This is a genomic window from Streptomyces sp. NPDC002328 (genome assembly GCF_042890065.1).
GTDB lineage: Bacteria > Actinomycetota > Actinomycetes > Streptomycetales > Streptomycetaceae > Streptomyces.
This window is the reverse complement of sequence record NZ_JBIARQ010000003.1, coordinates 289,845-316,170: the sequence shown is the minus strand read 5'-3', so window position 1 is coordinate 316,170 and position 26,326 is coordinate 289,845. Positions and strand designations below refer to the sequence as shown.

The 26,326-nt window shown below is 72.1% G+C and carries 25 protein-coding genes; 15 read left to right on the top strand and 10 right to left on the bottom strand.

Going from position 1 to position 26,326, the window contains the following annotated elements; all coding sequences use genetic code 11:
• Window positions 1-60: 60 nt before the first annotated feature.
• The 9 genes from ACFYX4_RS11115 (at window position 61) to ACFYX4_RS11075 (ending at window position 6,009) form a co-directional block, all read left to right on the top strand.
• The gene (locus tag ACFYX4_RS11115) at window positions 61-327 is read left to right on the top strand and encodes a hypothetical protein (RefSeq protein WP_389329464.1); all 267 of its coding nucleotides are present in this window, start codon (window positions 61-63) and stop codon (window positions 325-327) included.
• Window positions 296-829, top strand: a complete 534-nt coding sequence (locus ACFYX4_RS11110) for a DUF6879 family protein (RefSeq protein WP_389329461.1) — start codon at window positions 296-298, stop codon at window positions 827-829. Before ACFYX4_RS11115 ends, ACFYX4_RS11110 begins: the two co-directional genes overlap by 32 nt.
• Window positions 830-842: 13 nt before the next feature.
• The gene (locus tag ACFYX4_RS11105; protein WP_389329458.1) at window positions 843-1,691 is read left to right on the top strand and encodes a helix-turn-helix domain-containing protein; all 849 of its coding nucleotides are present in this window, start codon (window positions 843-845) and stop codon (window positions 1,689-1,691) included.
• Window positions 1,692-1,870: 179 nt separating this feature from the next.
• Window positions 1,871-2,278: an ATP-binding protein gene (locus tag ACFYX4_RS11100; RefSeq protein WP_389330242.1), complete on the top strand. Its 408-nt coding sequence runs from the start codon at window positions 1,871-1,873 to the stop codon at window positions 2,276-2,278.
• A 362-nt stretch (window positions 2,279-2,640) separates the two neighbouring features.
• Window positions 2,641-2,775 (top strand): hypothetical protein, encoded by a 135-nt coding sequence (locus ACFYX4_RS11095; RefSeq protein WP_389329455.1) that lies wholly within the window; start codon window positions 2,641-2,643, stop codon window positions 2,773-2,775.
• Window positions 2,776-2,790: 15 nt separating this feature from the next.
• Complete coding sequence (locus tag ACFYX4_RS11090) at window positions 2,791-3,960, top strand: JmjC domain-containing protein (protein WP_389329452.1); 1,170 nt, start codon at window positions 2,791-2,793, stop codon at window positions 3,958-3,960.
• The gene (locus ACFYX4_RS11085; RefSeq protein ID WP_389329449.1) at window positions 3,957-4,841 is read left to right on the top strand and encodes an aldo/keto reductase; all 885 of its coding nucleotides are present in this window, start codon (window positions 3,957-3,959) and stop codon (window positions 4,839-4,841) included. Before ACFYX4_RS11090 ends, ACFYX4_RS11085 begins: the two co-directional genes overlap by 4 nt.
• 19 nt (window positions 4,842-4,860) lie before the next feature.
• On the top strand, window positions 4,861-5,652 hold the full coding sequence (locus ACFYX4_RS11080; RefSeq protein WP_389329445.1) for a hypothetical protein: 792 nt from the start codon (window positions 4,861-4,863) through the stop codon (window positions 5,650-5,652).
• An 18-nt stretch (window positions 5,653-5,670) separates the two neighbouring features.
• On the top strand, window positions 5,671-6,009 hold the full coding sequence (locus tag ACFYX4_RS11075) for a helix-turn-helix domain-containing protein (RefSeq protein WP_389329442.1): 339 nt from the start codon (window positions 5,671-5,673) through the stop codon (window positions 6,007-6,009).
• A 140-nt stretch (window positions 6,010-6,149) separates the two neighbouring features.
• On the opposite strand, the gene ACFYX4_RS11070 is transcribed toward ACFYX4_RS11075, so the two are convergent.
• From ACFYX4_RS11070 to ACFYX4_RS11060, 3 genes are all read right to left on the bottom strand, one after another.
• Window positions 6,150-9,158 (bottom strand): protease pro-enzyme activation domain-containing protein, encoded by a 3,009-nt coding sequence (locus ACFYX4_RS11070; protein ID WP_389329439.1) that lies wholly within the window; start codon window positions 9,156-9,158, stop codon window positions 6,150-6,152.
• Window positions 9,159-9,495: 337 nt separating this feature from the next.
• Window positions 9,496-10,179, bottom strand: a complete 684-nt coding sequence (locus tag ACFYX4_RS11065; RefSeq protein WP_389329436.1) for a pyridoxal 5'-phosphate synthase — start codon at window positions 10,177-10,179, stop codon at window positions 9,496-9,498.
• A 25-nt stretch (window positions 10,180-10,204) separates the two neighbouring features.
• A complete protein-coding gene (locus tag ACFYX4_RS11060) occupies window positions 10,205-11,380 on the bottom strand; it encodes an acetyl-CoA acetyltransferase (RefSeq protein ID WP_389329433.1) in 1,176 nt (391 codons plus the stop codon).
• 123 nt (window positions 11,381-11,503) lie between these two features.
• On the opposite strand from ACFYX4_RS11060, the gene ACFYX4_RS11055 reads away from it, so the two are divergent.
• Both ACFYX4_RS11055 and ACFYX4_RS11050 read left to right on the top strand, forming a co-directional pair.
• Complete coding sequence (locus ACFYX4_RS11055) at window positions 11,504-12,775, top strand: acyl-CoA dehydrogenase family protein (RefSeq protein ID WP_389329430.1); 1,272 nt, start codon at window positions 11,504-11,506, stop codon at window positions 12,773-12,775.
• Window positions 12,772-13,266, top strand: coding sequence for a nitroreductase family deazaflavin-dependent oxidoreductase (locus tag ACFYX4_RS11050; RefSeq protein WP_389329427.1), 495 nt, complete (start codon window positions 12,772-12,774; stop codon window positions 13,264-13,266). The genes ACFYX4_RS11055 and ACFYX4_RS11050 overlap by 4 nt, the downstream gene beginning before the upstream one ends.
• Here ACFYX4_RS11050 and ACFYX4_RS11045 read toward each other — a convergent pair.
• Window positions 13,263-13,889 carry a LysE family translocator gene (locus tag ACFYX4_RS11045; RefSeq protein ID WP_389329424.1) on the bottom strand — a complete coding sequence of 209 codons (627 nt, stop codon included), beginning with the start codon at window positions 13,887-13,889 and terminating at the stop codon, window positions 13,263-13,265. The two genes, ACFYX4_RS11050 and ACFYX4_RS11045, sit on opposite strands and share 4 nt — an antisense overlap.
• Window positions 13,890-13,971: 82 nt before the next feature.
• On the opposite strand from ACFYX4_RS11045, the gene ACFYX4_RS11040 reads away from it, so the two are divergent.
• Entirely contained in the window at window positions 13,972-14,424 is a 453-nt protein-coding gene (locus tag ACFYX4_RS11040; RefSeq protein ID WP_389329421.1) for an Lrp/AsnC family transcriptional regulator, read from the top strand.
• Window positions 14,425-14,559: 135 nt separating this feature from the next.
• On the opposite strand, the gene ACFYX4_RS11035 is transcribed toward ACFYX4_RS11040, so the two are convergent.
• Window positions 14,560-15,195, bottom strand: coding sequence for a TetR family transcriptional regulator (locus ACFYX4_RS11035; protein ID WP_389330239.1), 636 nt, complete (start codon window positions 15,193-15,195; stop codon window positions 14,560-14,562).
• 134 nt (window positions 15,196-15,329) lie between these two features.
• On the opposite strand from ACFYX4_RS11035, the gene ACFYX4_RS11030 reads away from it, so the two are divergent.
• The gene (locus ACFYX4_RS11030; RefSeq protein WP_389329418.1) at window positions 15,330-16,073 is read left to right on the top strand and encodes a VOC family protein; all 744 of its coding nucleotides are present in this window, start codon (window positions 15,330-15,332) and stop codon (window positions 16,071-16,073) included.
• 204 nt (window positions 16,074-16,277) lie between these two features.
• Window positions 16,278-18,719 carry a PQQ-binding-like beta-propeller repeat protein gene (locus ACFYX4_RS11025; protein ID WP_389329415.1) on the top strand — a complete coding sequence of 814 codons (2,442 nt, stop codon included), beginning with the start codon at window positions 16,278-16,280 and terminating at the stop codon, window positions 18,717-18,719.
• Window positions 18,720-18,767: 48 nt separating this feature from the next.
• On the opposite strand, the gene ACFYX4_RS11020 is transcribed toward ACFYX4_RS11025, so the two are convergent.
• From ACFYX4_RS11020 to ACFYX4_RS11010, 3 genes are read right to left on the bottom strand one after another with little or no spacing between them, the layout of a single operon-like run.
• Complete coding sequence (locus tag ACFYX4_RS11020) at window positions 18,768-19,541, bottom strand: enoyl-CoA hydratase/isomerase family protein (RefSeq protein ID WP_389329412.1); 774 nt, start codon at window positions 19,539-19,541, stop codon at window positions 18,768-18,770.
• On the bottom strand, window positions 19,538-19,954 hold the full coding sequence (locus ACFYX4_RS11015) for a Zn-ribbon domain-containing OB-fold protein (RefSeq protein WP_389329409.1): 417 nt from the start codon (window positions 19,952-19,954) through the stop codon (window positions 19,538-19,540). The genes ACFYX4_RS11020 and ACFYX4_RS11015 overlap by 4 nt, the downstream gene beginning before the upstream one ends.
• 10 nt (window positions 19,955-19,964) lie before the next feature.
• Window positions 19,965-21,122: a lipid-transfer protein gene (locus tag ACFYX4_RS11010; protein WP_389329406.1), complete on the bottom strand. Its 1,158-nt coding sequence runs from the start codon at window positions 21,120-21,122 to the stop codon at window positions 19,965-19,967.
• A gap of 96 nt (window positions 21,123-21,218) precedes the next feature.
• On the opposite strand from ACFYX4_RS11010, the gene ACFYX4_RS11005 reads away from it, so the two are divergent.
• Entirely contained in the window at window positions 21,219-22,820 is a 1,602-nt protein-coding gene (locus ACFYX4_RS11005) for a FadD3 family acyl-CoA ligase (RefSeq protein ID WP_389329403.1), read from the top strand.
• Between the two features lie 99 nt (window positions 22,821-22,919).
• Here the strand turns inward: ACFYX4_RS11005 and ACFYX4_RS11000 are convergent, their stop codons facing one another.
• Window positions 22,920-23,117 carry a sigma-like protein gene (locus ACFYX4_RS11000; protein ID WP_389329400.1) on the bottom strand — a complete coding sequence of 66 codons (198 nt, stop codon included), beginning with the start codon at window positions 23,115-23,117 and terminating at the stop codon, window positions 22,920-22,922.
• Between the two features lie 214 nt (window positions 23,118-23,331).
• Window positions 23,332-26,307 carry a BTAD domain-containing putative transcriptional regulator gene (locus ACFYX4_RS10995; RefSeq protein ID WP_389329397.1) on the bottom strand — a complete coding sequence of 992 codons (2,976 nt, stop codon included), beginning with the start codon at window positions 26,305-26,307 and terminating at the stop codon, window positions 23,332-23,334.
• Window positions 26,308-26,326: the final 19 nt, after the last annotated feature.

Sequence of the window (26,326 nt, the reverse complement as noted above, 5' to 3'; positions counted from 1 at the left end):
CGCACCCTTCGAAAGCGTCGCATGCAAGAAAGCGCAACAGACTTGATCCGGGAGGGCTTCGTGGACCTACAGTTCATCGGCATCGACCCGAACACCGGTGGGGAGGGATCGCCGACGGTGTGGGTGGAAGAGGAGACGGCTGACCTGGTCCTCCAGGGCATCCAGGCCGAGGGAATGCTGGAGGCACTGATCAGCGGTACAGAGTGGGTCGCCGGGCATACGGTGGGAATCCCAGCCCACGAGACGGTGATCCGCATTCCCGCCCGCATGGTGCCGATTCTGAGAGAGGCGTGCGATGTCGCAGAACGGCGTGCCGAGCTTCGCTGAGCTGCTGGCAGGTACGCGCCGCAGCGCGGTGCACCTGGAGATGCGCGACGCGTACGGCGTCGGTGACGAGGCTGAGGAGTTCGAGCAGTTCAAGCGCACTGGCCACGTCGATCTCGACCCGACGGCTCGATGGTGGCCCGATTGGCTGGGCATGGTGCGGGAGGCGGTAGGCCGTGGTGTGGTGATGCGTCGGGCCAGGATCGTTTCCGAGCCCGTGACGGACTACATCCGGTGGGAGCACGCCGCCACCCCGCTGAACGTCGAGGCGGGCGAACTGGTGCGCTGGCTGCCCCGTCGGCGGGGTGTGGACATCGCCCTGCCGGGAGCCGACTTCTGGCTCTTCGACGACCGTCTGGTGCAGTTCAACATCTTCACCGGCGACGGTGACTGGGCGGTTCCGCCCAAGGAGTTCAGCGAGGTCCCCGCCGTGGTCAAGCTGTGCTCCGACGCCTTCGAGGCCGTGTGGGAGCGTGCCGTCGACCACGAGAAATACACCGTCTGACACCGCTGGCCCTATGCCCTCCTCCCCTTCGTCCAGCGCTCAGGCAGCCCGTGAAGCGCTGGCTGTGCGCCTGTCGCACCTTCGCAAGGACGCCGGCCTCACCGGGAAGGAACTGTCCGCCCGGTGCGGCTGGCACCCCGCGAAGACCACGCGCATTCAAAAAGCCGAGGCACAGCCCACCGACGCGGACATCCGCGCATGGTGCACTGCCTGTGACGCCGTAGACCAGGCCGACGACCTGATCGCCACGGCCCGCACCGTCGACTCGATGTACCTGGAGTGGCGCAGACGCCACCGGACCGGCATGCGCAAGACCCAGGAGGACTTCTACGACCTCTACGCGCAGACCGGCGTCACCCGCGCGTACGTCTCCAACGTCGTGCCCGGTTTCTTCCAGACCCCTGCCTACGCCACGGCCCTGATGGAAGCCATCACCGACTTTCAGGGCACGCCCAACGACGTCTCCGAGGCCGTTGCGGCCCGCGTCGCCCGGAGCCGGTTCCTGTACGAAGGCGGGCACCGGTTCATCGTGCTCATGGAGGAGAGCGTCCTGCGCTACCGGGGCGGCGACGCCGAGACGATGGCCGGACAGCTGAGACATTTGCTGACCGTGATGCCGCTGGCTTCCGTCTCCCTGGGCGTCATCCCCTTCACGGCTCAAAGGACCGTGTGGCCACTGGAGGCGTTCTACCTCCATGACGGCACGCGCAGCGTTGTGGAAACGCTCACCGCCGAACTCAACGTGGTGCAGCCGCGCGAACTCGCCGACTACCGCAAGGCGTTCGCGGAGCTGGCCAAGATGGCCGTCCACGGCGACGGCGTCCGCGCCTTGATCAACTCGGCGATCAACGCCCTCGGATGACGTTCCGCAATTCCCCGCAATTTCGTTGAGGCGAAACTCCGGTCCTCCGTACGGTCGTTGGCGTCGCCAGGCAAGGCCCAGGCTCCCCTTGGCGGCAGTGGAGGAGAGTCCCCGCCTGTCTGCCCCCCCCTGTCGCGGGCGGGACGTCCCAGCCCCAAGGAGACGACCCCGTGAGCGTCATGCCCAGACCCGCCGCAGTCGGATCGCCCGGCTATACCGAAACCCTCGCCTGTGAGCCCGAGACAGCCCGTCGTGCCCGGCGGCTCGTCTCGGCCGCGCTGAACAACCGGGGCATAGGCGAGTCGGCCGACGCGGGCACGCTGATCGTCTCCGAGCGGGTGGGCAACGCGGTCCGCCACACCTCGTGCCGTCTGGTCCGGGTATCCGTATGGCGAGTCACGAACGATCTCGTACGGATCGGCGTCACCGACAAAACCCACGCCCTGCCGAAAATGGATCCGGCCGCATACGACGATGAGATTGGGCGCGGCCTGGTACTGGTCGACGCGCTGTCACACCGCTGGGGCTACGACGAGAAGCGCTGGGGCAAAACCGTCTGGGCAGAGCTGGCGGTTCCGACGTGCTGATCTCGCGGCTGCTGCCCCAAGGCGACCTGGCCGGTTTCGCCGATCGAGCGATGCGTGGAGCCGGCAGTACCCCGCCGCATCGAGAGCCCGATCACTCTCCGCACTCTGCGCCTGACACCCGCCGGTCTCGCACGGCTACGCACGGAACAGGCGTGTCCTGGAGGACCTGAGGGCCTCTCTGCAGCACCCACAGACCCCGCCCGGTGGACCCGAAAGGACAGCCCCGGGCGGTGCGGCGCCTGCCACCCTCCAGGGCGGGCGGGCGTCGCTCCCGATCCGCTGTCCGGAACCGACACAGCGGATCGGTTGAAGACCTCCCGCTCGGGCTGATCGGGAGGAAACCGAGAAAACAGGAGTGCACCATGCCCGAGAACGTCGTCAGGCAGCCCGCCGAGGACGGGCTGATCGTTTCCCGGAAGACCATCGCCGCGGCCCGCTCCCGTGCCGAGCAGCCGTCGGACGGCGGCTCGACCGGCGTCTCCGACACCAACGACTGAGCGGAGCCGACAGAAGTGACCGCCTTCTCGAAGGTGGTCGAACGCCTCGGTGGGGACTTCCTCACCGGGGCCTTCGGCCGCACTCACCGCATCTGGCGCGGCGTCGCCGACTTCTCATCCACCCTGACATGGGACGACCTCAACACCGTCATCGGCCGGGGACGCCTTGAACCGCCTCGCCTCCGTCTGCACCGCGACGGGGAACTTATTCCGTGGCAGCGCTACGCCACTGCTGTCACCACCCGCAGGAACGCGGTGTGGCAGCACATCCAACCCTCCCGGTTGCACGGTCAACTCCGCGACGGCGCCTCGCTGGTGCTGGACGCCGTGGACGAACTTCACCAGCCAGCCGAACACTTGGCGCAAGCCCTCGAAGAGGTTTTCCGGGGCCATGTCCAGATCAACGCGTACGCCTCCTGGACCGCGACGGAGGGCTTCGGCACCCACTGGGACGATCACGACGTCATCGTGCTCCAACTCGAAGGGGCCAAGCGGTGGCGTCTGTACGGGGCAACGCGGATCAACCCGCTCCACCGCGACACCGAAACCCCGGAGCCTCCAGCAGACGGGCCGATCGAGGAAATCGTCCTGCGCGCCGGCGACATGTTGTATCTGCCCCGGGGCTGGTGGCACGCGGTGGCGGCCACCGAGGGGCGCTCCCTGCACCTGACGTGCGGGCTCCAGACCACGACCGGCGCGGATCTGCTGGGCTGGCTCTCGGACCGGCTGCGGACCTCGGAGACCGTGCGGGCGCACCTGCCCCTCTTCGCTCCGGCGCAGGAACAGGCCGCTTACCTCGAACTTCTCCGCAAGGAAGTCACGAACGCCCTCCATGACGGCGCGATCGGAGACTTCCTCACCGGTCGGGACGGCATCGAACCGGGCCGCCCCATGCCGTCGCTGCCGTACCTCGACGCCGTACCGGCACGCGACGGCCTGCTTGTCCGGCTCACCACCGCACGAGCCCGGCTCACTGGCAACGATCAAGATCGGGTCGTGCTAGTCGCCGGTGGCGAAGAGTGGACGTTCGCCCCGCCCGTACGCGCTGTGCTGTCCCCGCTCCTCGACGGCTCCTCGCTGTCTCTGGGGTACCTCGCGGAGACGAGCGGCCTCACCCTCGGTCAGGTCGCAGGGCTCGTCACGGAACTGGTCGATGCGGACGTCGCGGCGGTGAACGAGCCATGAGCCCCGACCTCGCACTGGGAACGTACCGGTGCCGGGACATCCCGCAGGCGGCCGGACACGCGGTCGCCTGCGGGGCGTCCTGGATCGACACCGCTCCCAACTACCACCACGGCAGCGCCCAGACCCGGCTTCAGCCCGTGCTCGCCGGGAACCGGGACGTGCGGGTGTCGACGAAGGTCGGCTTCTTCACCCCCGACATCGCGGCAGCCGCCAGGGACGCCGGAGTCCTCACATCGGCCGAAGCCGCTTCAGGCCACTGCCTCACCCACCGCTACGTCGCCTGGCAGAGTCGCCGCAACGCCACCGAGCTGGGCCGTGCGCCGGACATCGTCTTCGTCCACAACCCCGAACGAGCCGCCCAACCTCACGACGCCATCGCCGACGCCTTCACCGCTCTCGAAGTCGAGGCCCGCGCCGGACGGATCGGAGGCTACGGCACCGCCGCCTGGACCGGCTTCGAAGGCGCGTTCAGTGTCGCTGACCTTCTCGACATCGCTATCCGCTGCGGAGGCCGCGGCCATCATCTGGTCGCCGTCCAGCTCCCCGTCTCGCTGGTCATGCTCAAGCCGGTCGCGCAGGCCCTGGACGGCAACGGCCCCCTCGCCGAGGCGACCGCAGCCGGCCTGGATACGTTCGTTTCCGCGCCCTTGCACGGCGGAGAACTCCCCGCCATGGTCACCGACGAACTCCGCGAACTCATCGACCCGGGCGCCACCCCGGCCGAGGCCGCGCTGCGTGTCACCGCGTCCACCCCGGGGGTAGATCACGTCATCCTGGGGTCCGGGCATGCGCAACGCCGGCGGGACGCACAGCGCGTCCTCGGTCTGCCTCCGCTTCCGGACAAGACCCTGCACGAGGTGATCGATGTTCTCGGCGCCTGACGACGCCACCGTCCAGCGCATGCGTACCGCCCGGACCTTCGCCTGCGTCGCGCTCAGCCTGACCGACCTCGCCGAGAAGCCCGTCTGGGGCTACGCCGCCCGGACCCTCTCCGGTGCTGTGACCAGCGCCCAGGGCACCGGCTGGCTCCGCCTCGTCGCCGAGCGCCCCGACAAGGCGTACGGAAAGCTCTGGGACGGTCCCAAGACCGCCCAGGAATGTCTTCCGCCCAGGATTCCCCGTCCCGTCCTTCACCAGGTCCACGACTGGCAGGCCGCCGGTTGGGCATACCGGGCGGAGCTCTATCAGCACGCGGACGCCACCGTCGTCTCCCGTTCGCCGGTCCTCGCGCACGATCCGGTACTCCCGGAGGCATGGTGGGTGGAGCTGCGGGCCGCACTCGACTCCCTTGCCGAAGTCCCCACCGAACGCATCGCCGTAAGCGAGGAATACATCCGCCGGGCCGTTCCCGCATTCACGGGCCGTGACGTCGGTGAGATCGAATGGGCCACCGCCCATGGCGACTTCCACTGGTCGAATCTCGGTGGTCCCGCCCTCACCGTTCTCGACTGGGAAGGCTGGGGCCGGGCCCCGGTCGGCATCGACGCCGCACAGCTCTACGTCTACTCCCTCCGCACCCCCGCCACGGCAGCCCGCGTCCGTCAGGCATTCGCCCCCACCCTCGACATCCCGGCCGCACGCGTGGCAGAACTGACCATCTGCGCCCAGGTACTCCAAGCCGCCGACCGCACGCCGTTCTACGGGGAGCTGGCGGGCCCGGTAAAGAAACATCTCGCACGAATCACCCCTTGAATTGCTCCGGGAGGACCTGTGAGCCACACCCGCTGGGAGCTGTCGCGGGAACGGGACGCCGGCGAGAGCCGTGCCGAGCCTCCGGACGTGGTGGCGGAGCGTGAGCAGATCCGGCTGGCATACGCACTGGGGCAGCTCGTGCACGACCGTCGGGTGGCCCTCGGGCTGACCCAGTCCGCGTTGGGCCGGCGTCTCGGGATGACCGAGGACGAGGTGGAGAGCGTGGAGCTCGGCGGGACGCTTCCCCTCACCGCGGACCTGCTGGTCAGGCTGGCAGCCGCCCTGGATGTCTCGGTCGACCTGCATGTCGTTTCCGACGGGCGCAACACGGTGGTGTTCGAGGAACGCGCGGCCTGAGCCGACTCGGGCGGTCGAGGAGCCCGGAGGCCCCGTCCCGCCGAACAAAGGCCCCGCACAAAAGACCCCGCCCCCGCCGCCAGGAAGCGGTGGGGGCGGGGCCCGTGGAAAGCGTTACGCGTAGGCGACTCCAGGGACGACTACAGGTAGTACCCGAACAGGTCCGCGATCACGTGGACCTTGCCCGCGTTCGGGCGGAAGTCGATCTTTCCGTTGACGACCGGCACGGTCACCAGGTTGGCCACGGTCTGGCCGGCGGTCCAGTTGAGGTTGGACGCGTTCGGCAGGGTGGTTCCGTCGGGCCAGACGGTCAGGAAGCCGTTGGTCGTCGGGGCGGTGACGGTGACGTTGAGGACCACGGCCTTGGCCTTCGCCAGGGTGTGGCCGTCGTTGACGTTCAGCACCAGGTTGGTGCCGCCGGTCACCGGCGCGGTGCCGGCCGTGCCGAGGGCGTACCGGGTGTCGAGCAGCCGGCTCGGGCCCGCGGTGTGGAAGGACGAGCCCTCCGCCGTGGGCGTGTAGTAGCCGAACACGTCCGCGATGAAGTGCACGGTGCCGGTACCGGCGTTGTACAGGTTCACCTTGCCGTCCGCGCCGATCGGCAGGACGACCATGTTCGGACGGGTCTGGCCCTTGAGCCAGTTGATGTTCGACGCGGTCGGCTGGGTCGCACCGCTCGGGTACGCGATCAGGTGACCGGTCGAAGTCGGCGCGGTGGCCGTGACGTTGAGGACCACGGCGGTGGCGCCCGTGGCGGGAACGCCGCCGGCGCCCGCGATCTGGAGGGACACCGTGCCCTTGCCGGCGACCGGGGTCTTGCCGGTGACGCCGATGGCGTTGCGGGTGTCGAGCACCCGGGACGGGCCCTTGGGCAGGTAGGTGCTGCCGCCGGCCTCGGTGGAGTAGTAACCCGACACGTCGGCGATGAAGTGCGTGGTGCCGCCGCCGGCGTTGAAGAGGTCGATCGAACCGTCCTTGCCGACCGGGACGGTCACCAGGTTCGGGACGATCTGGCCCTTCAGCCAGTTCATGTTGGACGAGGTCGGGCGGGTGGTGCCGCTCGGGTACGCGATCAGGTGACCGGTCGCGGTCGGCGAGGCGGCCGTGACGTTGACGACGACGGAGGTGACGCCGGTCGCCGGGACGCCGCCGACGCCCGCGACCTTCAGCTTGACCGTGCCGTTCGCGGCGACCGGGGCGGTGCCGGCGCGGCCGATGCCGTAGCGGGTGTCCAGGACACGCGCCGGGGTCAGCGCGTTGAACGTGCCCGCCGCGGACGCCGGGACGGCCTGGCACAGGCCCTTGACGATCTCGCGGCCGTTCGGGGTGCCGAGGCCGGTCGCCAGGTCGTAGCCGCTGCCGGCCTTGTACGAGCCGCTGAAGTTGCCGGAGTCCGTCACGTTGTTGTGGCCGGTGGTGACGTCACGGAACGCGGAGGCCGGAAGCTGGTACAGCGCCGAGTGGGCGTAGCCGACCGAGCCGTTGGCCTGGCAGGCGAGGTCCTGGTTGGCCTGCGCGATCAGCGCGGCCCACACCGGAGCGGCGCCGCTGGTGCCGCCGATGATGTTCCAGTACTGCGTGTTGCCGACGTGACCGAAGGCGACCGGGTAGCCGGTGGCCGGGTCGCCGACGCCGGAGACGTCCGGCACCTGGCGGCAGACCTGGGCCGCACCGGCGGCGCAGAGGTTGGTGTAGCCGGCGCCGGTCCGGTTCTGGAAGTTGTCCGTGGGCAGCTGGAAGTACCGCGAGACACCGCCGCCGGAGCCGTTCCAGGTGGTCTGGTTGGCGACCGAGGTCCGCATGGTGGTGCCGCCGACGCCGAGGACGTACGGCGAGCTGGCCGGGTTGTCGGTGACCAGCTGGTCCTCGTTGGGCGCCGCGCCCTCGGGGCGGTAGCAGCCGGTGGAGCCGCTGTCGCCGGAGGCGGCGACGATGGTCTGGCCCTGCGCCGCAGCCTGCTGGAAGATCAGCGACTCGGCGTCGAGGACCTCGGTCGGGGTGTTCAGCTCACAGCTGCCCCAGCTGACCGAGACGACCTTCGCGCGGTTGTCGTTGACGATCCTGCGGAACGTCTCCGTGCCCTGCTCCCAGGTGTTCAGGCCCTGGTAGACGAGGATCTTGGACTGCGGGGCGAGACCGATGATGGTCTCGACGTCCAGCGCGGTCTCCGCGCCGACCCCGGTGTCGATGTCCGCCGGCTCGTCGGCGGGGGGACCGCCGTTGACCCGCACCGAGCTGACCGGGACCTTCGTGCCGTGGCACGCCTGGTAGCTGTTGATGTCCCGCAGGTCGTAGTTCTCCAGCGAGTAGACGGCGATGGTGGTGCCCGTCTGCACGTTGGGCTGGTCCGCCATGTTGTACGCCGTCGCCAGCGAACGGGCGCTCCAGTAGTCCTGCTTGTCGTAGGCGGGCACGCTGCCGCCGTCGGACGACTTGTACAGGTCGACGATCGACTTGCACATCGCCGGGGTGGTGCCCGTGAGCCGGGACTGACGCGCGCCGTCGCTCGTCACGTCGGTCTTCTGCGCGCGGGGCGCGCCCTTCAGACCGGTGTTCCTCGGCTCGTACGACGCCAGCGTGCTCAGACCGACCACGCCGCGGACGTCGTCCGCTATCGCGCCGTCGAACCGGGGCGCGCTGGTGTTGGTGAGGCCGGTCTCGCCGTCCTTCAGCTTGTAGCCGTCGAACTGGGTGGCGAAGGCCTCCGAGGCCTCGTCGACCGTCGTGCGCACCGGCAGGGTGAGCCCGTCGGAACCGAGTTCGCCGACGGTGAGGCCCTTGTCCTCCAGCTCGGCGCGGACCTTCGCCACGGTCTGCGGCAGCGCGCCGAAGGCGGACGCGAACTGGCCCGTACCGAGGTACTTGCGGTAGTTCGGGGAGTCGGGGTCGGAGACCTCGGCGATGAACCGGGTCAGCGCCGCCGGGTCGCGGGGCTCCAGGACGACGCTCAGGTCGAGGGCCTGCCCGCCCGCCGGGTCCGCCGCGCGGACGGCGTCCCGCGGGATCTTCGGCGCGGAGCCGACCCGCTGCGGGGCCGGCTCGTCGTTCGTGGTGGCGTACGACAACGGCGTCATCGTGGCGGTCACGGCCAGGGCGGCGACGGTCGCCGCGCCCCACCTGAATGCCTTCTCACGGGCGGTACGGCCCATGCACACTCCTTCTCGCGGTCCCTGTCGCCTGGTCAGGGCGCGGGCGGGTGAGACCGCGGAGGGGTGCGGCCGTGCGGACGCGCGAGCGCGCGGAAGTGCGCGCTCGCGGGCACGGCGAAAGCGTGAAGAGTCGGTTCACGACATCCGGGCACAGCGAGCCCGGACCGGACGACCTACGTGAGCCCCCCCGGCGGCGTCACCGCTCCCACGCGGCGGACGACAGCCAGAAGTGAATCTTTACAGTCGTCAGATGCGACCGCTATGAGCGGGGAGTGGTTTTTATCTGACCGTGATCAGACAAACCGGAACATCAACGGACATTGATCATGCTTTGTGTTCAGGGCCACAGCAGTTCCCTGGCCCAGGAGCCGTCCGCGCCCCCGTCCTGACCCTCCCGCCGGTACCTGAGCCGTACGTGCCGCCGCTGCCCGTCCCCCTGGAAGAACTCCACCTCGTCGGGCCGCAGCCGGTACAGCGTCCACGTCGGCGAGACGGCCGTCGGGTCCCGGCGGGCCCGCTCCCAGGCCGCCTCCGACTCCCTCGCCAGCTCCTCCGGCGACGACAGGACCTCGCTCTGCCGCCCCGTCAGCGCGGCGGCCAGCGCGCCGGTCGAACGGGCGTGCAGATCGGCCTGCGCCTCGGCGGAGGGGGACGCGGTGACCGGGCCGCGCACACGCACCTGGCGACCCCGGACGGGCCAGTAGAAGGTGAGCGCCGCGTACGGGCGGGCGGCGAGGGAGCGGCCCTTCCTGCTCGTCGCGTGGCTCGCGAAGGACCAGCCGTCGGCGTCGACGCCGTGCAGCATGACGATCCTGGCGTCCGGCAGGCCCTCCTCGTCGACGGTCGAGAGGGTCATCGTGTGCGGCTCGCGCTCGCCCGCCGCGGCCACCTCGGCCAACCAGGCCGTGAACAGCGCCAGCGGCTCGGCGGGGGCCGCGCCCGGGTCGAAGGCCGGCAGGCCGGTCACCTCCGGGTCCCACACCCGCAGCGACCTCAGCAGCTCGTGAAGATCCGTTGCCATGCTGCGAGTATCGCCCTCTCCCGCCTCAGTCCCGCCCCAGCACCACCGTCCCCGACGAGCAGAACCACCCGCCGGTCCCCGAGGCCACCCCCAGGCGGGGCAGGCCGCCGTCACGCGCGCGTACCTGACGTGCCCCCGCCTCTCCGCGCAACTGGCGCACCGCCTCCACGAGCAGGAACAGGCCGCGCATCCCCGGGTGCTGCGCCGACAGCCCGCCGCCGTCCGTGTTCACCGGCAGCTCCCCGCCCTCGACCCGGAGCCGGCCCTTCTCCACGAACGCCCCGCCCTCGCCCTTCGCGCAGAAGCCGAGGTCTTCCAGGGTCACCAGCGTCATATAGGTGAACGCGTCGTAGATCTGCGCGAAGTCCATCTCCGACGGGCCCACCCCGGCCCGCTCGAAGGCCAGGCGTCCGCTGACCGCCGCCGGGGAGACGGTGAAGTCGTCCCACTCCGTCATGCTCGCGTGCGAGACGTGCTCCCCGGCGCCCAGGATCCAGACGGGGGCCGTACGGCAGTCCCGTACGTACTCCTCGGCGGCCAGCAGGACCGCCGCGCCCCCGTCGGAGCGCAGACAGCAGTGCAGCTTGGTGAACGGGTCGGCGATCATCGGGCCGGACAGGACGTCGTCCACGGAGACCGGGGAACGGAACATCGCCTCGGGGTTGAGCGCCGCGTTGGCGCGGGCCTGAACGGCGACCTCCGCCAACTGCTCGATCGTCGTGCCGTGTTCGAGCATGTGGCGGCGCGCGGCCATCGCGTACTTGGCGATCAGGGTGTGCCCGTAGGGGACCTCGAACTGGAGCGGGCCCCGGGCGCCGAACGCGAACGTGCCCGTCCGCCGGCCCGCCCGGATGTCGGCGCGGGCCGTGGAGCCGTAGGCGAGCAGAACGGCGTTCGCGTGGCCGGCCGCGATCGCGTCGGCGGCGTGGGCGGCCATGACCTCCCAGGTGGAGCCGCCGACGGACGTGGAGTCGACCCAGGTGGGACGCAGGCCCAGATAGTCGGCCACCTCGACGGGCGCGAGGGCGCCGAGGCCCGCGGAGGCGAAGCCGTCGACCCGCGCACGGTCCAGTCCCGCGTCCGCGAGCGCGCGGCGGGCCGCCTGGGCGTGCAGGGCGTACGGGGTCGCGTCGTCCACCCGGCCGCAGTCGGAGAGGGCCGCGCCGACCACGGCGACCCCGCGAGAGCTGACGGTCACCATAAATCTGACGGTACATCAGATATGTGTGCCGGGGCAGGGCGTCACCCCTCTGGGAATCACCGTCCCGCGGGCCTAATATGACGCACCGTCAGACCGGAGGGCGTCCGGAGGGGAGTGCCGTCCATGGACCCCAGCTTCACCGCCGAACAGGACGAGATCCGCCGCACCCTGCGGGAGTTGCTCCACAAACGCTGCGGCCCCCACGAGCTGCGGGCCGCCCTCGACACCCCCGCCGGCCACGACCCCGCCCTGTGGACCGCCCTTGCCGACCAGCTCGGCCTGCCGGGACTCGCCCTCCCGGAGGCGTACGGCGGCGTCGGCTGCCCCGTCACCGACCTCGCCCTCGCCTGCGAGGAGACCGGCCGCGCCCTCGCCCCCTCCCCGCTGCTCGCCACCTCCGTCCTCGTCGCGCCGCTGATCCTCGCCCTCGGCGCCGACGCCCAGCGCGACGCCCTCCTCCCGCGCCTCGCCTCCGGCGACCTCGCCGCCGCCCTCGCCGTCCCCGGCCCCGCCCTGACCACCGCCCTCGCCCTGACCTGCGACAACGACGGCGACTGGGCGGGCGGCGGGCGCGCGGGGGGCGTCCAGGCGCGGCGCGGGGGCGGGGGCGGAAGCGGGGGTGCGGGTGCGGGTGCGGGTACGGGCGGCGGCGCGGGCCGGGGGGCCGGGGCGGGCGGCGGCGGTTGGCGGCTGTACGGGGAGGCGGCGCAGGTCCTCGACGGGCACAGCGCCGGCCTCCTGCTCGTCGCCGCGCACGCGGGCGGGTACGTCCGCTCCCGCACCCTGCTCTTCCTCGTCGCGGGGGACGCCCCCGGCCTCGTCCGCGCTCGGCAGACCGCGCTGGACGCGACCCGGCCGCAGGGGCGGATCCAACTGCGCGATGTGGAAGCGGAGTTGCTGGGAGGCGAGGGCGACCAGGGGGCCGAGCGGGTGCCGGAGGCCCTCGCCCGGCTCGGCGACCGTGCCGCCGCCGTCCTCGCCTGCGAGGCCGTCGGGACCGCCGACCGCGCGCTGGAGCGGACCGTCGAATACGTGGGGCAGCGCGAGCAGTTCGGCCGCGCCGTCGGCTCCTTCCAGGCGGTCCAGCACCGCCTGGCCGACGTCTACGTGCAGGTCCAGGCGGCCCGCTCCGCCGCGTACTACGCCGCCTGGGCGACGGCACGGGACGAGCGGGTGGGCGGGCTCGCCCTCGCCCAGGCCCTCCAGGCCCTGCGCACCGCCGCCGCGGAGGCCGTCCAGCTGCACGGCGGCATCGGTTTCACCTGGGAGCACGACGCCCACCTGTACTTCAAGCGGGCCGCCGGCGACGAACTGCTCTTCGGCCCGGTGCACCGGCTGCGCGCCCGCGCGGCCGACCAGGCCCGGATCTTCGCACGGACGGAGGCAGCGGTGTGATCGGCGTACGGCTCGTGCAGAAGGTGTCCTCCGCGCCGGCCTTCGCCAAGGTCGCGCCGCACGTCATCCCCGCCCTCGACCGGGTCGTCCACCGGCTCACCCGGGGAAAGGTCCTGCTCAGCGCACAGATGCTGCCGGGGGTCGTCCTCACCGCCACCGGGGCGAGAAGCGGGCAGCCACGGCGTACGCCCCTCGCCTGCATGCCCGAGGAAGGGGGCCGGAGCTGGCTGCTGGTCGGGTCCAACTTCGGCCGCACCGGCCACCCCGCCTGGACCGCCAACCTCCTCGCCCACCCGGACGCCGAGATCAGCTGGAAGGGCGCCGACATTCCCGTGACGGCCAGGCTGCTGGAGGGGGAGGAGCGGGCGGCGGCCTGGCAGTCGGTGCTGGCGTTCTGGCCGCCGTACGCGACGTACCAGGCGCGGGTGGAACGCGAGATCCGGCTGTTCCGGATCACACCCAGACATCAGGCCCCGGACACCGCGCCCTAGAAGGCCCGCTGGAGCAGCAGGAACGTCCCGATCCCCAGCATCGCCGCCCCCGAGGTGCGGGTGACCGCGCGGGCGGCGGACGGGCGGGTGGCCAGGAGGGCGCGGGCAAGGACGCCCACCGTCAGATAGACGGCGGCGCAGCACGCCATGTGCAGCATGCCGAGGGCGGCAGTCTGTGTCGGGATCGGCAGCCGCGCGTCCCGGGTGACCAGGAACTGGGGCAGCACCGAGAGGTAGAGCAGCAGTCCCTTGGGGTTCAGACCGCTGATCGTCGCCCCGCGCAGGAAGACCCGCCACCCGCTCTCGGCCGCCGCCGCGAGGTCGGAGGTCCCCGCCTCCGGTATCGCCGGCCGGCGCAGCACCCCCCAGCCCAGCCACACCAGGTACGCCGCCCCCGCGATCGTCAGCGCGGTGAGCAGCGCGGGCGAGCCGGCCACCAGGACCGCGAGTCCCGCCGTGGCCAGGACGGTGTGCAGGGCGTAGCCGCTGACCAGGCCGCCCACCGCGGCGGCGACCGAGCGGCCGCGCAGCCCGGCGGTGATCACATAAGCCCAGTCGGCGCCCGGGACGCACACCAGCAGCAGGTCGACGAGGAGAAAGGAGAGCAGGGTTCCCGAGTCCATGAAGGCGACATTAGGCGCGATACGGGCGAAGGTGTTCCCGAAGTTTTCCCTGAAAGCGCGTGCATGGAGAAAGATCTGCCCCATGGACGACGTGGACCGGAAGATTCTTGCCGAGCTGCAACAGGACGGGCGGCTGACCGTGACCGAGCTGGCCGCGCGGGTGCGCCTGAGCGTCTCGCCCTGCCACCGCCGGCTGCGTGAGCTGGAGCGGACGGGCGCGATCAGCGGCTACCGCGCGGTCGTGGAGCCGGCCGCGGTGGGGCTGACCTTCGAGGCGCTGGTCTTCGTCTCGATGCGGCAGGAGGACCGGGACACCGTCGCCGAGTTCGAGCGGGCCGTCGGCGAGGTGGAGCACGTGCTGGACGCGCAGCGGCTCTTCGGCGAGCCCGACTATCTGCTGCGGGTGGCTACCGCGGACCTCGCGGCCTTCCAACGGCTGTACGACGAGCGGCTGGCGACCCTGCCGGGGGTGCAGCGGCTGACGTCCACGCTGGTGATGAAACACGTGGTGAAGGACCGCCCGCTGCCCGCGTAGAACAACACATCCGCGTGCGACCGCACAGGACCGAACACCGGCCCACACGGCCACAGGCGGTGGCCCACCAGGGTGGACCACCGCCTGTGTGACAGGACTTGGGGCATCGGTAAAAGGGGTGCTGCTGCGCGGGCGCTACTTCGTCGGCTTCTTGCCGGTGATGCCCAGATGCACCAACAGGGCCAGATTCGGCTTGAGTTCGGCCTGCTTGACGCCCCAGGTCTGGAAACCCTTCTGGTGCGAGGCGACCGCCGCGAGCATCGCGACGATCGAACCCGCGATCGCTGCCGGGTTCACGTCCTTGTCGACCCGGCCCTTGGCCTGCAACTCGGCGACCACGTCCGAAAGGGAGTTGTTCACCGAGTTCAGGATCTTCATACGGAGCTTGTAGAAGCGCTTGTCGCCCTCGGCCGCGCCGAGATCGACGACGCGCAGGATCGCGTCGTTCTTCCGCCAGAACTCCAGGAAGCCGTCGACGAGTTCCTGCGCCGTCTGCCAGCCCGCCTTGCCGACCCAGGACCGCCCTTCGAGCAGCTCGGTCAACCCCACGCCCTCGGCGGCCATTTGCTCGGCGATCTCCAGGACGGCGCCCTCGACGTCCGGGAAGTACTGGTAGAACGTCGCGGGCGAAGTGCCCGCCCTGCGGGCGACGTCGATGACCTTGACGTCCCGGTAGGGAGAGGAGCTGAGCATCTCGCTGAGGCAGTCGAGCAACTTCTGCCGCGTCGCCTGCCCGCGTCGACCGGCCACGCGGCCGTCGACGGTACGCACTTGTCCTGTCATGCCGTCAGCTTACCGAGGGGTGATCGGAGCGCTATTCGGCCGACTGCAAATGGGGTGTGAGGTGGTGCGGAGACGGGTGTGCCTGGTCTGCGGCCTGCGTGAACCGCCGTTAGTTTGGCAGCATGGCCGAAAACAGGGCATCGGTGTACGCGGCGGGCGTCACGGAGGGCGTCCCCTGCTGGGTGGACGCGCAGCTCCCCGACGTGGGCGCGGGCAAGCGGTTCTACGGTGAGCTCTTCGGGTGGACCTTCCAGGAGCCGGGGACGGCGTACGGCGCCTGGGTGTGGGCGCGGCTGGACGGCGAGCCCGTCGCGGGGCTCGCCCACAAGACGGACGGCCGTATGCCCACCGTGTGGACGGTGTACTTCGCGACCCCGGACGCGGAGGCCACGGTCCGCCGGGTCCAGGCGGCCGGCGGGCAGGTCGTGATGGCCCCGTACCCGGTCGACGACCTGGGGCGTTGCGCCCTGGCCGCCGACCCCGAGGGCGCGGTCTTCGGGCTGTGGCAGGCCGGCGCCCACCGCGGTTTCGGCGTCCGGCACCGGCCCGGCGCCTTCGCCTGGGCGCAGCTCTACGCCCGCGACACCGGGACCGCCAACACCTTCTACGGCCATCTCTTCCACGAGGCGCTCTTCGGTCCCGGCGCGGACCCCGACTTCGGGCGGGTGCCCGTCACCGACGTCTTTCCCGAGGTCATGCCGCCGCATTTCCTCGTCCACTTCGGCGTGGAGGACTGCGAGGCGGCCCTCGGCACGGTGACCCGGCTCGGCGGGCGGGTGCAGGCGGGCCCGTTCACCGCCTCGTACGGAACGGTGGCCGTCGTCACCGACAATCAAGGGGCGTCGTTCGCGGTTCTGGAGCGCTGAACTGTAGCTTTTGCCCGTGAATGGTGCTGGACACCCCGATTGTCCCCGGGTTCGCAACCGGTGGCCCGGCCAGGAAGAATCGGGGTGCGTGCCGCCACGGCGGTGCTGTGGTGAGACGCTGCACGGGGCCGCGTACACAAATGGGCTGCACGGGGTCGCGTACACACACGGGTGGCGTGGCTCGTACGGGGAGGTGGCAGGCAAGTGGTGGATCAGCTGACACAGCACGATCCGCGGCGGATCGGGCCGTTCGAGGTGCTGGGACGGCTGGGAGCCGGCGGCATGGGGCTGGTCTATCTCGCGCGCTCGGCCTCCGGCCGGCGCGTGGCGATCAAGACGGTCCGGACCGAGCTCGCCGAGGACCAGCTCTTCCGTGTGCGCTTCACGCGTGAGGTGGAGGCGGCCCGGGCGGTCTCCGGGTTCTACACGGCCGCGGTCGTCGACGCCGACCCGCGCGCGGCCGTGCCCTGGCTGGCCACCGCGTACGTCCCCGCGCCCTCCCTCGAGGAGATAGTGAACGAGTGCGGGCCGCTGCCGGCCCAGGCGGTGCGCTGGCTGGCCGCGGGCGTCGCCGAGGCGCTCCAGTCCATCCACGGCGCCGGGCTCGTCCACCGCGACCTGAAGCCCTCCAACGTTCTCGTCGTCGAGGACGGCCCCCGGGTGATCGACTTCGGCATCGCCTCCGGGGTGTCGAACACGCGTCTGACGATGACGAACGTCGCCGTCGGCACGCCCGCGTACATGTCCCCGGAGCAGGCGAAGGACTCGCGCAGCGTCACGGGCGCGAGCGACGTGTTCTCGCTCGGCTCGATGCTGGTCTTCGCCGCCACGGGGCACCCGCCGTTCCACGGCGCGAACCCCGTCGAGACGGTCTTCATGCTGCTGCGCGAGGAGCCCGACCTCGACGGCCTCCCGGACGAGCTGCGTCCGCTGATCGACTCCTGTATGCAGATGGAGGCGACGGGCCGCCCCAACCCGGCCGACCTCCAGGCCCAGCTGGCCCCGCACCTCTTCGGCTCCGGCTCCGACGACAGCGGTACGGCGTCGGCGTGGCTGCCCGAGAAGGCGGTCACGCTGATCGAGACGCGCCGCGGCGGCCGTCCGACGAAACCGGCGCCCGCGAGCCCCCGCAGCGGCGGAGCCGGCGGTGCGGGCGGCGTCGGCGGTGTGGGCGGCGTCGGCGGTGTGGGCGGTGTGGGCTCGCCTCGCCCCGCGGTACCGCCGCCGCCCTCGCACGACCCCGTGGTCCTCTCCCGGCCCGCGCCCCCCGCCCTTCCCCCCGGCCCCGCGCCCATCGCGGTCGGCGCTCCCGACACCGGTCCGGTCCGGCTGGCGGGCGCGGCCGTGCCGATCGGCCCCGGGCCGCGCGTCGCCGACGTCCGCGCCACCGCCGCCGTCAAGGCCCCGGTGCCCGAGCCCGGCCTGGTCGCCTCCTGGGCCCGGCCCCGCCCCGGCGTCAACGGCGCCGACCCGACCGCCGTGCCGGCCGCCCCGACCGGGCCACCGGAGACCCCGGCCGGCTGGCGTCCCTGGCGTTTCCGCATGTCCAACGACGTCTGGGGCACCCCGTCCGTCGAGGGCGACCTCGTCTACGTCACCTCCTTCGAGGTGCACGCGCTGGACGTGGCCACCGGCCGCCGGCGCTTCAAGACACGGGACGTGGCCTGGTCGACGGCGGTCGCGGACGGCCGCGTCCACGCCTCCGACGGCCCCACCCTGTTCGCCCTGGACGCTCGTGAGGGCACCGACCTGTGGCGGCTGCCGACGGACGCCTGGGTGTACTGCCTCAAGGCCGAGCGGGGCACCGTCGTCACCGGCACCCGCGGCGGCGGCGTCCAGGGCTGGGAGGCCTCCACCGGCCGGAAGCTGTGGGAGGTGACCGGCTGCCAGACCGACTTCGAGTCCCCGGAGGCCGGCCCCGCCCTGCACGACGGCACGGTCTACATCTGGCAGGACGCCCGGCTGCGCGCCCTGGACGCCCGCACGGGCGACGAGCGCTGGTCGTACCCCATCGGCGACATGGCGTCCTGCGGCGGCGTCCCGGTCCGCGTCACGGCCGCCCCCGACGGCTACGTCTATCTCTCCGCCGGCACCCGCGTCCTCGCCGTCGACGTGGCGAGCGGCATGGTGCGCTGGCACTTCGAGGCCCCCGCGGTGTTCCTCTCCCCGCCCGCCTTCGTGCCGGGCCCCGCGGTGACCGGCGGCGGCGTCTACCTGGCCGACTACCTCGGCACGGTCTACGCCCTCGACGCCGCCGACGGCCGCGACCGCTGGCGCATCGCCACCGAGGCCCGCTCCTCCGTCGACCCGGTCCTGGTCGCCGGCGGCCACGTCCACGTGGGCAGCGGCAAGGGCCTCTACACCCTGGACGCCGTCACGGGCACGCCCAAGTGGCGCTTCCAGGCGGGCGGGGACATCGTCGGCTCCCCCGCGGTCGCCGAGGGCCGCATCCACTTCGGCTCCACCGACCACCTCCTCTACACCCTCAAGGCCGACGACGGCCGCCTCCGCTGGAAACTCGCGACGGGCGGCGAGATCACCGGCTCCCCGGTGGTCCGCGACGGCGTCGTCTACGCATGCAGCAAGGACCGCTGCGTCTACGCACTGGACGCGGAGAAGGGCACGGGCACCGCGAGAACGTCCTGATCCGCGGGGCCCTCACCGCACACGGAACGTCCTGACCCGCAGAGGCCCTCACCGCACCCGGTACTCCCCCTTCCGGCGGTCGGTGAACAGGGCTGTCTGGTCGGTGGGGGGCAGGTTGCCCAGGGCTATGAGGTGGGGGGCCTGGGCGAAGGCTGCGGTTCGGGAGGGTTCCGTCGTTGCCCACAGGGCCTTGACCGTGCCCTGGACGGCGGTGGGGGGCAGGGCGGCCAGGGTGGTGGCGCAGGTCAGGGCGGCGGTCAACGCCTCGCCGGGTTCGGTGAGTTCGGAGACCAGGCCGATCCGGTGGGCGCGGTCGGCGGAGAGGCGTTCGGCGGTGCCCATGAGGGTCATCCGGGCGACCTCGCCGTACGGCATCCGCTGTGCCATCAGGGCCGGTTCGTACGCGCTGACCATGCCGTACGTGGTGTGCGGGTCGAAGAAGACGGCGTCGGCGCCGGCGACGAGGAACTCGCACTCGCCGAGCAGGTAGAAGGCGCCGCCGCAGGCCATGCCCTCCACCGCGGCGACGACCGGCTTCCACAGGTCGTTCGCCTTCGGGCCGACGGTGAGGAGCGGGTCGTCCTGCATGTAGGGGGAGGCGGGCTGGGGCACGCCGGCGTCCCGGTCGATGCCGGTGCAGAAGGCCCGCCGGCCCGCGCCGGTGAGGACGACGGCGCGCACCGAGTCGTCGAACCGCAGCTCCCGCCATGTCTCGCGCAGCCGCCCGGCCAGGTCGAGGTCGATGGCGTTGAGCCGGTCGGGCCGGTCGAGGGTGACGACGGCGACGCCGGTGTCCTTGTCGGCGGTCAGACGCAGGCTCACGGCCGCTCCAGGATCCACTGCGGGAGCCCGCCGGCGGCGAACACGGCCTGGACTCGGGCGCCGATGCGCAGCCGGCCCGGGTCGAGGGAGTCCAGGGGCGCTCCCGGCTCGGTCACCAGATTGCCGACGAGGCGGATCCGCGGGGCCTCGGCCAGCTCGACCACGACGACGTTGTAGGGGGCCCGCGCGGCGTACTCGGGCAGCAGGGGCGGGTGCGGCAGGACGTACGACCAGACGCGTCCGCGTCCGTCGGTGCGCCGCCACTCACTCGCGAAGGACTGGCACTGCGGGCAGCAGGGGCGGGGCGGGAAGCGGGGTTCGCCGCAGTCGGCGCAGGCCTGGACGCGGAGTTCGCCGCGGGCGGCGTAGCGCCAGAAGGGGGCGCCGTCGGCGTCGACGACCGGTTCGAGCATCTCAGACTCCTCAGGTCCGGAGCAGCAGCGCGGAGGTCGGGACCCCCTCGCCCGCGGTGACGAGGCAGGTGGCGGCGCCGGGGACCTGGGCGGTGCTCGTCCCCCGCAGCTGCTTCACCCCTTCGTTGATGAGGTTGAAGCCGTGCACGTACGCCTCGGAGAGCCCGCCCCCGCCGGTGTTGACCGGCAGCCGCCCGCCGATCTCCAGCGCGCCGCCCTCGGTGAACGCCCCGCCCTCGCCCCGGCCGCAGAAGCCGTACCCCTCCAGGGAGAGCGGCACGAGCGGGGTGAACGCGTCGTAGATCTGGGCGACTTCGACGTCCTGCGGGGTGAAGTCGGCGTGTTTCCACAGGTGTCGGGCGGCGGCCCAGGCGGGGCCGGTGAGCGGGTCGTCGTTCCAGTAGTTGACCATGCCGTGATGCTGGGCGGGCAGCCCCTGGGCGGCGGAGTGCACGTAGACGGGCCGGTGACGGCAGTCGAGGGCGCGCTCGCGGCTCACCACCACGCACGCCAACGCCCCGTCTGTCTCCAGGCAGTTGTCGTAGAGGCAGAGGGGTTCGCTGATCCAGCGGGAGGTCATGTACGACTCCCGGGTGAGCGGCCGTGCGTACATGATCGCGGCGGGGTTCTGGTTGGCGCGGTTGCGGCAGGCGAGGGCGACGTTGAACAGGTGGTCGCGGGTCGCGCCGTACTCGTGCATGTAGCGGCGGGCGAGCATGGCGATCTCGTCGACGGGCCGCAGCAGGCCGTAGGGCCGGGTCCACTGGGCGGGCGTGGGGAGCTGGACGGCGGTGTTGGTCCACGGCCGGGGCCCGCTGCCGCGCTTGCGCGACCGCCAGGCGACCCCGACCGTCGCCTGACCGGCGGCGATGGCGGTGGCGAGGTGGGCGACGGTGGCGCAGGAGCCGCCGCCGCCGTAGGGGACGCGGCTGAAGAAGGTGAGGTCCCCGAAGCCGACGGCCTTCGCCAGCTCGACCTCGTCGGTCTCCTCCATCGTGTAGGAGGCGAGCGCGTCGACCTCGCCGGGGGCGATCCCGGCGTCGTCGAGCGCGGCGAGGACGGCGCGGCAGGCGAGGGTCTTCTCGTCCTCGGGGAGGTGCTTGGCGAAGGGCGTCTGGCCGATGCCGACGACGGCGGTGGCGTCCTTGAGTCCTGGTGCTCCGGGCATGCGCGCACACCTCCGCGGAGGGACGGATGGAGCTGACAGGCCGTCAGGTTACAGCTAATCTGACGGACAGTCAGCTACTGTGCCGGGGAGGTCGTCATGGGCCGTGACGTGGAGTGGGAGACGATCCCGGAGCTGGTCCGGTGGGCGGCCGGGCGGTACCCGGACGTCGAGGCGGTGGTGGAGGGCCGTACCCGGGTCTCCTACGGCGAACTGGGCGCGCGGGTGGAGCGGTCGGCGGCGGCCTGCATGGCCGACGGGGTCGCGCCGGGCGACCGGGTGGCGATCTGGGCGCCGAACTCCCTGGATTGGATGGTCGCGGCGCTCGGCGCGGTGTCGGCGGGCGCGGTCCTCGTCCCGCTGAACACGCGGTTCAAGGGCGGGGAGGCGGCCGATGTGCTCAGGCGCAGCGGCGCCCAACTCCTCTTCGTGACCGGCACGTTCCTCGGGACCTCGTACGTGGCCTCGCTGCGGCGGGCGGCCGGGGACGGCCCGGGGGAGGGGCCGCTGCCCGGACTGCCGGCGCTGCGGCGGGTGGTGGTGCTGTCGGAGGACGCGCCCGTCGGCTTCCACACCTGGAAGGACTTCCTGGCGGGCGGTGAGGGGATCGGGAAGTCGGAGGTGCGGGCCAGGGCGTCGCTGGTGCGGGGCTCGTCGCCGTCGGACATCGTCTTCACCTCGGGCACGACCGGCCGCCCCAAGGGCGCGGTGATCACCCACGCGCAGACGCTGCGGGCGTACGACATCTGGTCCGAGCTGGCCGGGCTGCGCCGGGGCGACCGCTATCTCATCGTGAACCCGTTCTTCCACACCTTCGGTTACAAGGCGGGCGTGATCGCCTGTCTGACGCGGGGCGCGACGATGATCCCGCAGCCGGTGTTCAACGTGGGCACGGTCCTGGCGAACGTGGCGTCGGAGCGGGTGTCGGTCCTCCCCGGCCCGCCCACTCTCCACCAGTCCCTGCTGGACCACCCGTCCCGGGACGACTACGACCTCTCCGCGCTGCGGCTGGTGGTGACCGGCGCGGCGGTGGTGCCGCTGCGGCTGGTGGAACGGCTGCGGGGCGAACTGGGCGTGGGGACGGTCCTGACCGCGTACGGGCTCTCCGAGGCGAGCGGCATCGTCACGATGTGCCGGCGCGGCGACGAGCCGACGGTGATCGCCTCGACGTCCGGCCGGGCGATCCCCGGCACGCAGGTGCGGGTGGTCTCCGCCGAGGGCACGGCGCTCGGCCCCGGGATCCCCGGGGAGGTCCTGGTGCGCGGCTTCAACGTCATGCGCGGCTACTTCGAGGACGAGACGGCGACGGCGGAGGTGCTGGACGAGGACGGCTGGCTGCGCACCGGCGACGTCGGCGTCCTGGACGCCGAGGGCAACCTCCGCATCACCGACCGCATCAAGGACATGTTCATCGTCGGCGGCTTCAACGCGTACCCGGCGGAGATCGAGCAACTCCTGGGCCTGCACCCCGACGTGGCCGACGTCGCGGTCATCGGCGTCCCCGACGCCCGACTCGGCGAGGTCGGCAAGGCCTACGTGGTCCGCCGCCCCGGCTCCCCGCTCACCGCCGACGACCTGATCGCCTGGTCCCGCCGGGAGATGGCGAACTACAAGGTCCCGAGAGAGGTGGCTTTCGTACCCGAACTACCGCGGAACGCGAGCGGGAAGGTGGTGAAGGGGGAGTTGCGGGGGCTGGGGTGAACAGGCACCCCCGCCCCGGCAGTTCACACACCGGCCGCGGTGGCTCCCCCTCCGAGCCACCGCGGCCGATCAGTCCCCCCGGCCCCCGTCGGGCAGAGCTCAGGCCGTCTCGTCCGAGGCGTGGTTGTCCAGGACTGCGGGCTTCCCGCCCGACGCGTGGTTGTCCATGGTGGTGATCTCGGGCTCGGCCGCCGGCTTCTTCCCGGCGGCGGCAGCGGCGAGGACGCCCTCCTCCACGACGGAGGCGTGGTTGTCCAACGGCTTGACGACGTCGTCGTTCTTCTCGGCCTGGCTCATGCTCTCAACTCCAGCTCATTCGCAGCTCGTACGGACGGTGTGCCGCCCGGCGACTCCCCCGAGGGTCGCCGGGCGGTCACTTCCGGGCCGCTCACCCTAACGGCGCGGCCTCAGCGCGACCCGTCTGCCCCCCGACGCGACGGATCGACTGGCCCAAGCCTGCCGACCGGCGATAAACGAACGATGAACGCTCCTCGGGCCGGCCCGGACGGGCTCAGGCCGCGGTTGCCGGGGCCAGCAGCGAACGGACCTCCGCCGCCTCGGAGGAGCCCAGCCGTTCGTAGATCGACAGGGCTTCCCGCCAGCACGCCCTGGCCCGGTCCGAGTGGCCGATGGCGTCGAGCGCCCTGCCCAGGACGGTGAGGACGGTCCCGCGGCGCCACTCCCCACCGATGCCCCGCAGGGCGATCGCCTGTTCCGCGTGGCTCGCGGCGAGCGTCGCGCGCTGCGCCGCCAAGTGGGCCTCCGCGATACGGAAATGCGTGACGCCCTCCCACAGGGGCTGGCGGTTGTCGTGGAACAGGGCCAGCGCCTCGGTGAGTTGGTCGAGCGCCTCCGCCAGCCGGCCGGCCTGCGTCAGGGCGATGCCGAGCGCGTAGCGGCCGTTGGCCAGCCGCAGCGTGAGGCCCATGCGGTCGTAGATGTCGATGCCCTGCTGGGCCAGGTCGATGGCGCTGGACGTGCGCCCGGTGGCCAGATGGATCCGGGAGAGGTTGCACAGGGCACTGGCCTCGCCCACATCGTTGCCGTCGGCCCGGAAGTTGTCGATCGCCTGCCCCAGATAGCGTTCGCCGTCGGAGTGCCGGTTCTCGTACAGGGCGATGATGCCGCGATCGTTCGGGGCCCAGCAGTTGGGCAGCGGATCGCGGGCCAGAGCGGCCAGCTCCATGGCGCGACGGGCCTCGTCGTCCGCCTCCCTGAAGCGGCCGGCGACCAGGTGGGCGTTGGTCAGGGCCGTTCTCGCCCGGCCCTCCGCGCGGGCGTCACCGCAATCGTGGGCCGCGTCGCGAAGGGTCTGCGCCGCTCCCTCGTACGCGCGCGCGTTGGCCCCCGACTCGGTCAGGTCCTTGCTCGCCCAGAGAAGGTCGACGGCCCGTCTCAGTGTCCCGGCCCCGAGGGACTGGCGCACGCACGCCAGCAGGCAGTTCGCCTCCGCGTACAACCAGTCCTGGGCCCGGTGCCGGTCCTCGAACACCAGCCCCGGGTACTCCGTCCCCTCCAGATGGTCCACCAGGCGGTCGCCGGGGCGTTCGATGGCGTAGACGCCGGCCGCCGTGGCCAGGTAGAAGTCCAGCAGCCGGGACAGCGCCACCGTGCGTTCGCCGGGCGGCTGTTCGTCCCGCTCCGCGCACGCACGCGCGTAGAGGCGGACCAGGTCGTGGAAGCGGTAGCGGCCGGGGGCCGCGGACTCCAGGAGGGAGGTGTCGACGAGGGATTCGAGCAGGTCCTCCGCGTCCTCCGGCGGGAGGTCCAGGACCGCCGCTGCCGCCGCCAGGGAGATGTCCGGGCCGTCCGCCAGGCCCAGGAGGCGGAAGGCGCGGGCCTGGGCCGGCTCCAGGGCCCCGTAGCCCAGCTCGAACGTCGCCTTCACCGCCAGGTCCCCGGCCTGGAGTTCGTCCAGCCGGCGCCGTTCGTCGGCGAGCTTCGCCGCGAGGACGGACACCGTCCAGGTACGGCGGGCGGCGAGCCGGGACGCGGCGATGCGGATCGCCAGCGGCAGGAAGCCGCACGCCGCGACCACGTCCAGCGCCGCATCCCGCTCCGACGCCACCCGCTCCTCGCCCACGATCTTCGTGAACAGCGCCAGCGCCTCGTCGGGAGACATCACGTCCAGGTCGACCAGATGCGCGCCGGCGAGGTCCACCATCCGCACCCGGGAGGTCACCAGGGCCGCGCAGCCCTCCGTGCCGGGCAGCAGCGGACGCACCTGTGCCGCGTCCTTCGCGTTGTCCAGCAGGACGAGGACCCGCCGCCCGTCCAGGACCGACCGGTACAGCGCCGCCCGCTCCTCCAGGGAGTCCGGGATCGCCGAGTCCGCCGTGCCGAGGGCGCGCAGGAAGGAGCCGAGGACCGTCTCCGGTTCGGCGGCCCGCGCGCCGGCGCCCTGGAGGTCGACGTACAACTGGCCGTCGGGGAAGGCGGACCGCGTCTGGTGGGCGATGTGCACGGCCAGCGTCGTCTTGCCGACGCCCCCGATGCCCGCCAGCGCCGACACCGCCATCACTCGGCCCGCCCCGCCGTCGCCCTCCGGTCCCGACGCCTCCGCCAGCACCTCGCTCAGCTCGGTCACGAAGGACGCACGACCGGTGAAGTCGGGCACGGTGGCCGGGAGTTGAGCCGGACGCACCGGGGCCTGGGGAGGGTCGGCCGTGGCGGCCGACGGCTCCGCCAGCTCCGGGTCCGCCTGGAGGATCCGACGCTGGAGCTCGCGCAGACCCGGGCGCGGGTCCACGCCCAGCTCCTCCGCGAGGAGCCGCCGCGTGTCCGCGTACACCGCCAGCGCCTCCGCCTGCCGCCCGCTGCGGTACAGCGCCAGCATCAGCAGCTCACGGAACCGCTCGCGGAGCGGATGCGCCGCCGTCAGCGCGGTCAGCTCCGAGACCGCCTCGGCGTGGCAGCCCTGCTCCAGGTCCATGTCGAGCCGGGATTCCAGGAGTTGGAGACGCCACTCCTCCAGCCGGACGCGCTGCGCCTCCGCGTACGGCCCCGGCACACCGGCCAGCGCCTCGCCGTCCCACAGCGCCAGCGCCCGGTTCAACGCCTCCCGCGCCCGGCGCAGTTCACCGGCTCCGCGCGCCTTCTCCGCCTCGGCCGACAGTTCTTGAGCGAGCGTAAGATCCAGGGAGCCGTCGGCGGGTCCGCGCACCGCGTAGCCGCCCGACTCGCTCACCAGGACGCCGGGATCCAGCACCTTCCGCAGCCGTGACGCGTACGTCCGCACCGCCGCCAGCGCCTGCGACGGCGGTTCCTCGCCCCACAGCGCGTCGATCAGCTCGGCGGCCGTCGCCGTACGCCCCTCGCGCAGCAACAGGGCCGCGAGCAGGGCGCGTTGCTGGGGAGACCCGGTCGTCAGCGACTCCTCGCCGCGCCAGGCGCGCACCGGGCCCAGCACGTCGAAGCGCAACGGCGCCTGCTCTCCTGAGGAGCCGGGGCGCCTCTGCTCCGGTACGCGTGGTACACCCTCGTCCATCGGGGTCTCCCTAGGCATC

Excerpts from the sequence above, each read along its gene's own strand:
- ACFYX4_RS11055 (WP_389329430.1), top strand. The coding sequence starts at position 11,504 with ATGGACCCCAGCTTCACCGCCGAACAGGACGAGATCCGCCGCACCCTG.
- ACFYX4_RS11085 (WP_389329449.1), top strand. The coding sequence starts at position 3,957 with ATGAGCCCCGACCTCGCACTGGGAACGTACCGGTGCCGGGACATCCCG.
- ACFYX4_RS10995 (WP_389329397.1), bottom strand. The coding sequence starts at position 26,307 with ATGGACGAGGGTGTACCACGCGTACCGGAGCAGAGGCGCCCCGGCTCC.
- ACFYX4_RS11000 (WP_389329400.1), bottom strand. The coding sequence starts at position 23,117 with ATGAGCCAGGCCGAGAAGAACGACGACGTCGTCAAGCCGTTGGACAAC.
- ACFYX4_RS11030 (WP_389329418.1), top strand. The coding sequence starts at position 15,330 with ATGGCCGAAAACAGGGCATCGGTGTACGCGGCGGGCGTCACGGAGGGC.
- ACFYX4_RS11110 (WP_389329461.1), top strand. The coding sequence starts at position 296 with ATGTCGCAGAACGGCGTGCCGAGCTTCGCTGAGCTGCTGGCAGGTACG.
- ACFYX4_RS11010 (WP_389329406.1), bottom strand. The coding sequence starts at position 21,122 with ATGCCCGGAGCACCAGGACTCAAGGACGCCACCGCCGTCGTCGGCATC.
- ACFYX4_RS11005 (WP_389329403.1), top strand. The coding sequence starts at position 21,219 with ATGGGCCGTGACGTGGAGTGGGAGACGATCCCGGAGCTGGTCCGGTGG.
- ACFYX4_RS11060 (WP_389329433.1), bottom strand. The coding sequence starts at position 11,380 with ATGGTGACCGTCAGCTCTCGCGGGGTCGCCGTGGTCGGCGCGGCCCTC.
- ACFYX4_RS11015 (WP_389329409.1), bottom strand. The coding sequence starts at position 19,954 with ATGCTCGAACCGGTCGTCGACGCCGACGGCGCCCCCTTCTGGCGCTAC.
- ACFYX4_RS11065 (WP_389329436.1), bottom strand. The coding sequence starts at position 10,179 with ATGGCAACGGATCTTCACGAGCTGCTGAGGTCGCTGCGGGTGTGGGAC.
- ACFYX4_RS11105 (WP_389329458.1), top strand. The coding sequence starts at position 843 with ATGCCCTCCTCCCCTTCGTCCAGCGCTCAGGCAGCCCGTGAAGCGCTG.
- ACFYX4_RS11045 (WP_389329424.1), bottom strand. The coding sequence starts at position 13,889 with ATGGACTCGGGAACCCTGCTCTCCTTTCTCCTCGTCGACCTGCTGCTG.
- ACFYX4_RS11080 (WP_389329445.1), top strand. The coding sequence starts at position 4,861 with ATGCGTACCGCCCGGACCTTCGCCTGCGTCGCGCTCAGCCTGACCGAC.
- ACFYX4_RS11100 (WP_389330242.1), top strand. The coding sequence starts at position 1,871 with ATGCCCAGACCCGCCGCAGTCGGATCGCCCGGCTATACCGAAACCCTC.
- ACFYX4_RS11095 (WP_389329455.1), top strand. The coding sequence starts at position 2,641 with ATGCCCGAGAACGTCGTCAGGCAGCCCGCCGAGGACGGGCTGATCGTT.
- ACFYX4_RS11040 (WP_389329421.1), top strand. The coding sequence starts at position 13,972 with ATGGACGACGTGGACCGGAAGATTCTTGCCGAGCTGCAACAGGACGGG.
- ACFYX4_RS11070 (WP_389329439.1), bottom strand. The coding sequence starts at position 9,158 with ATGGGCCGTACCGCCCGTGAGAAGGCATTCAGGTGGGGCGCGGCGACC.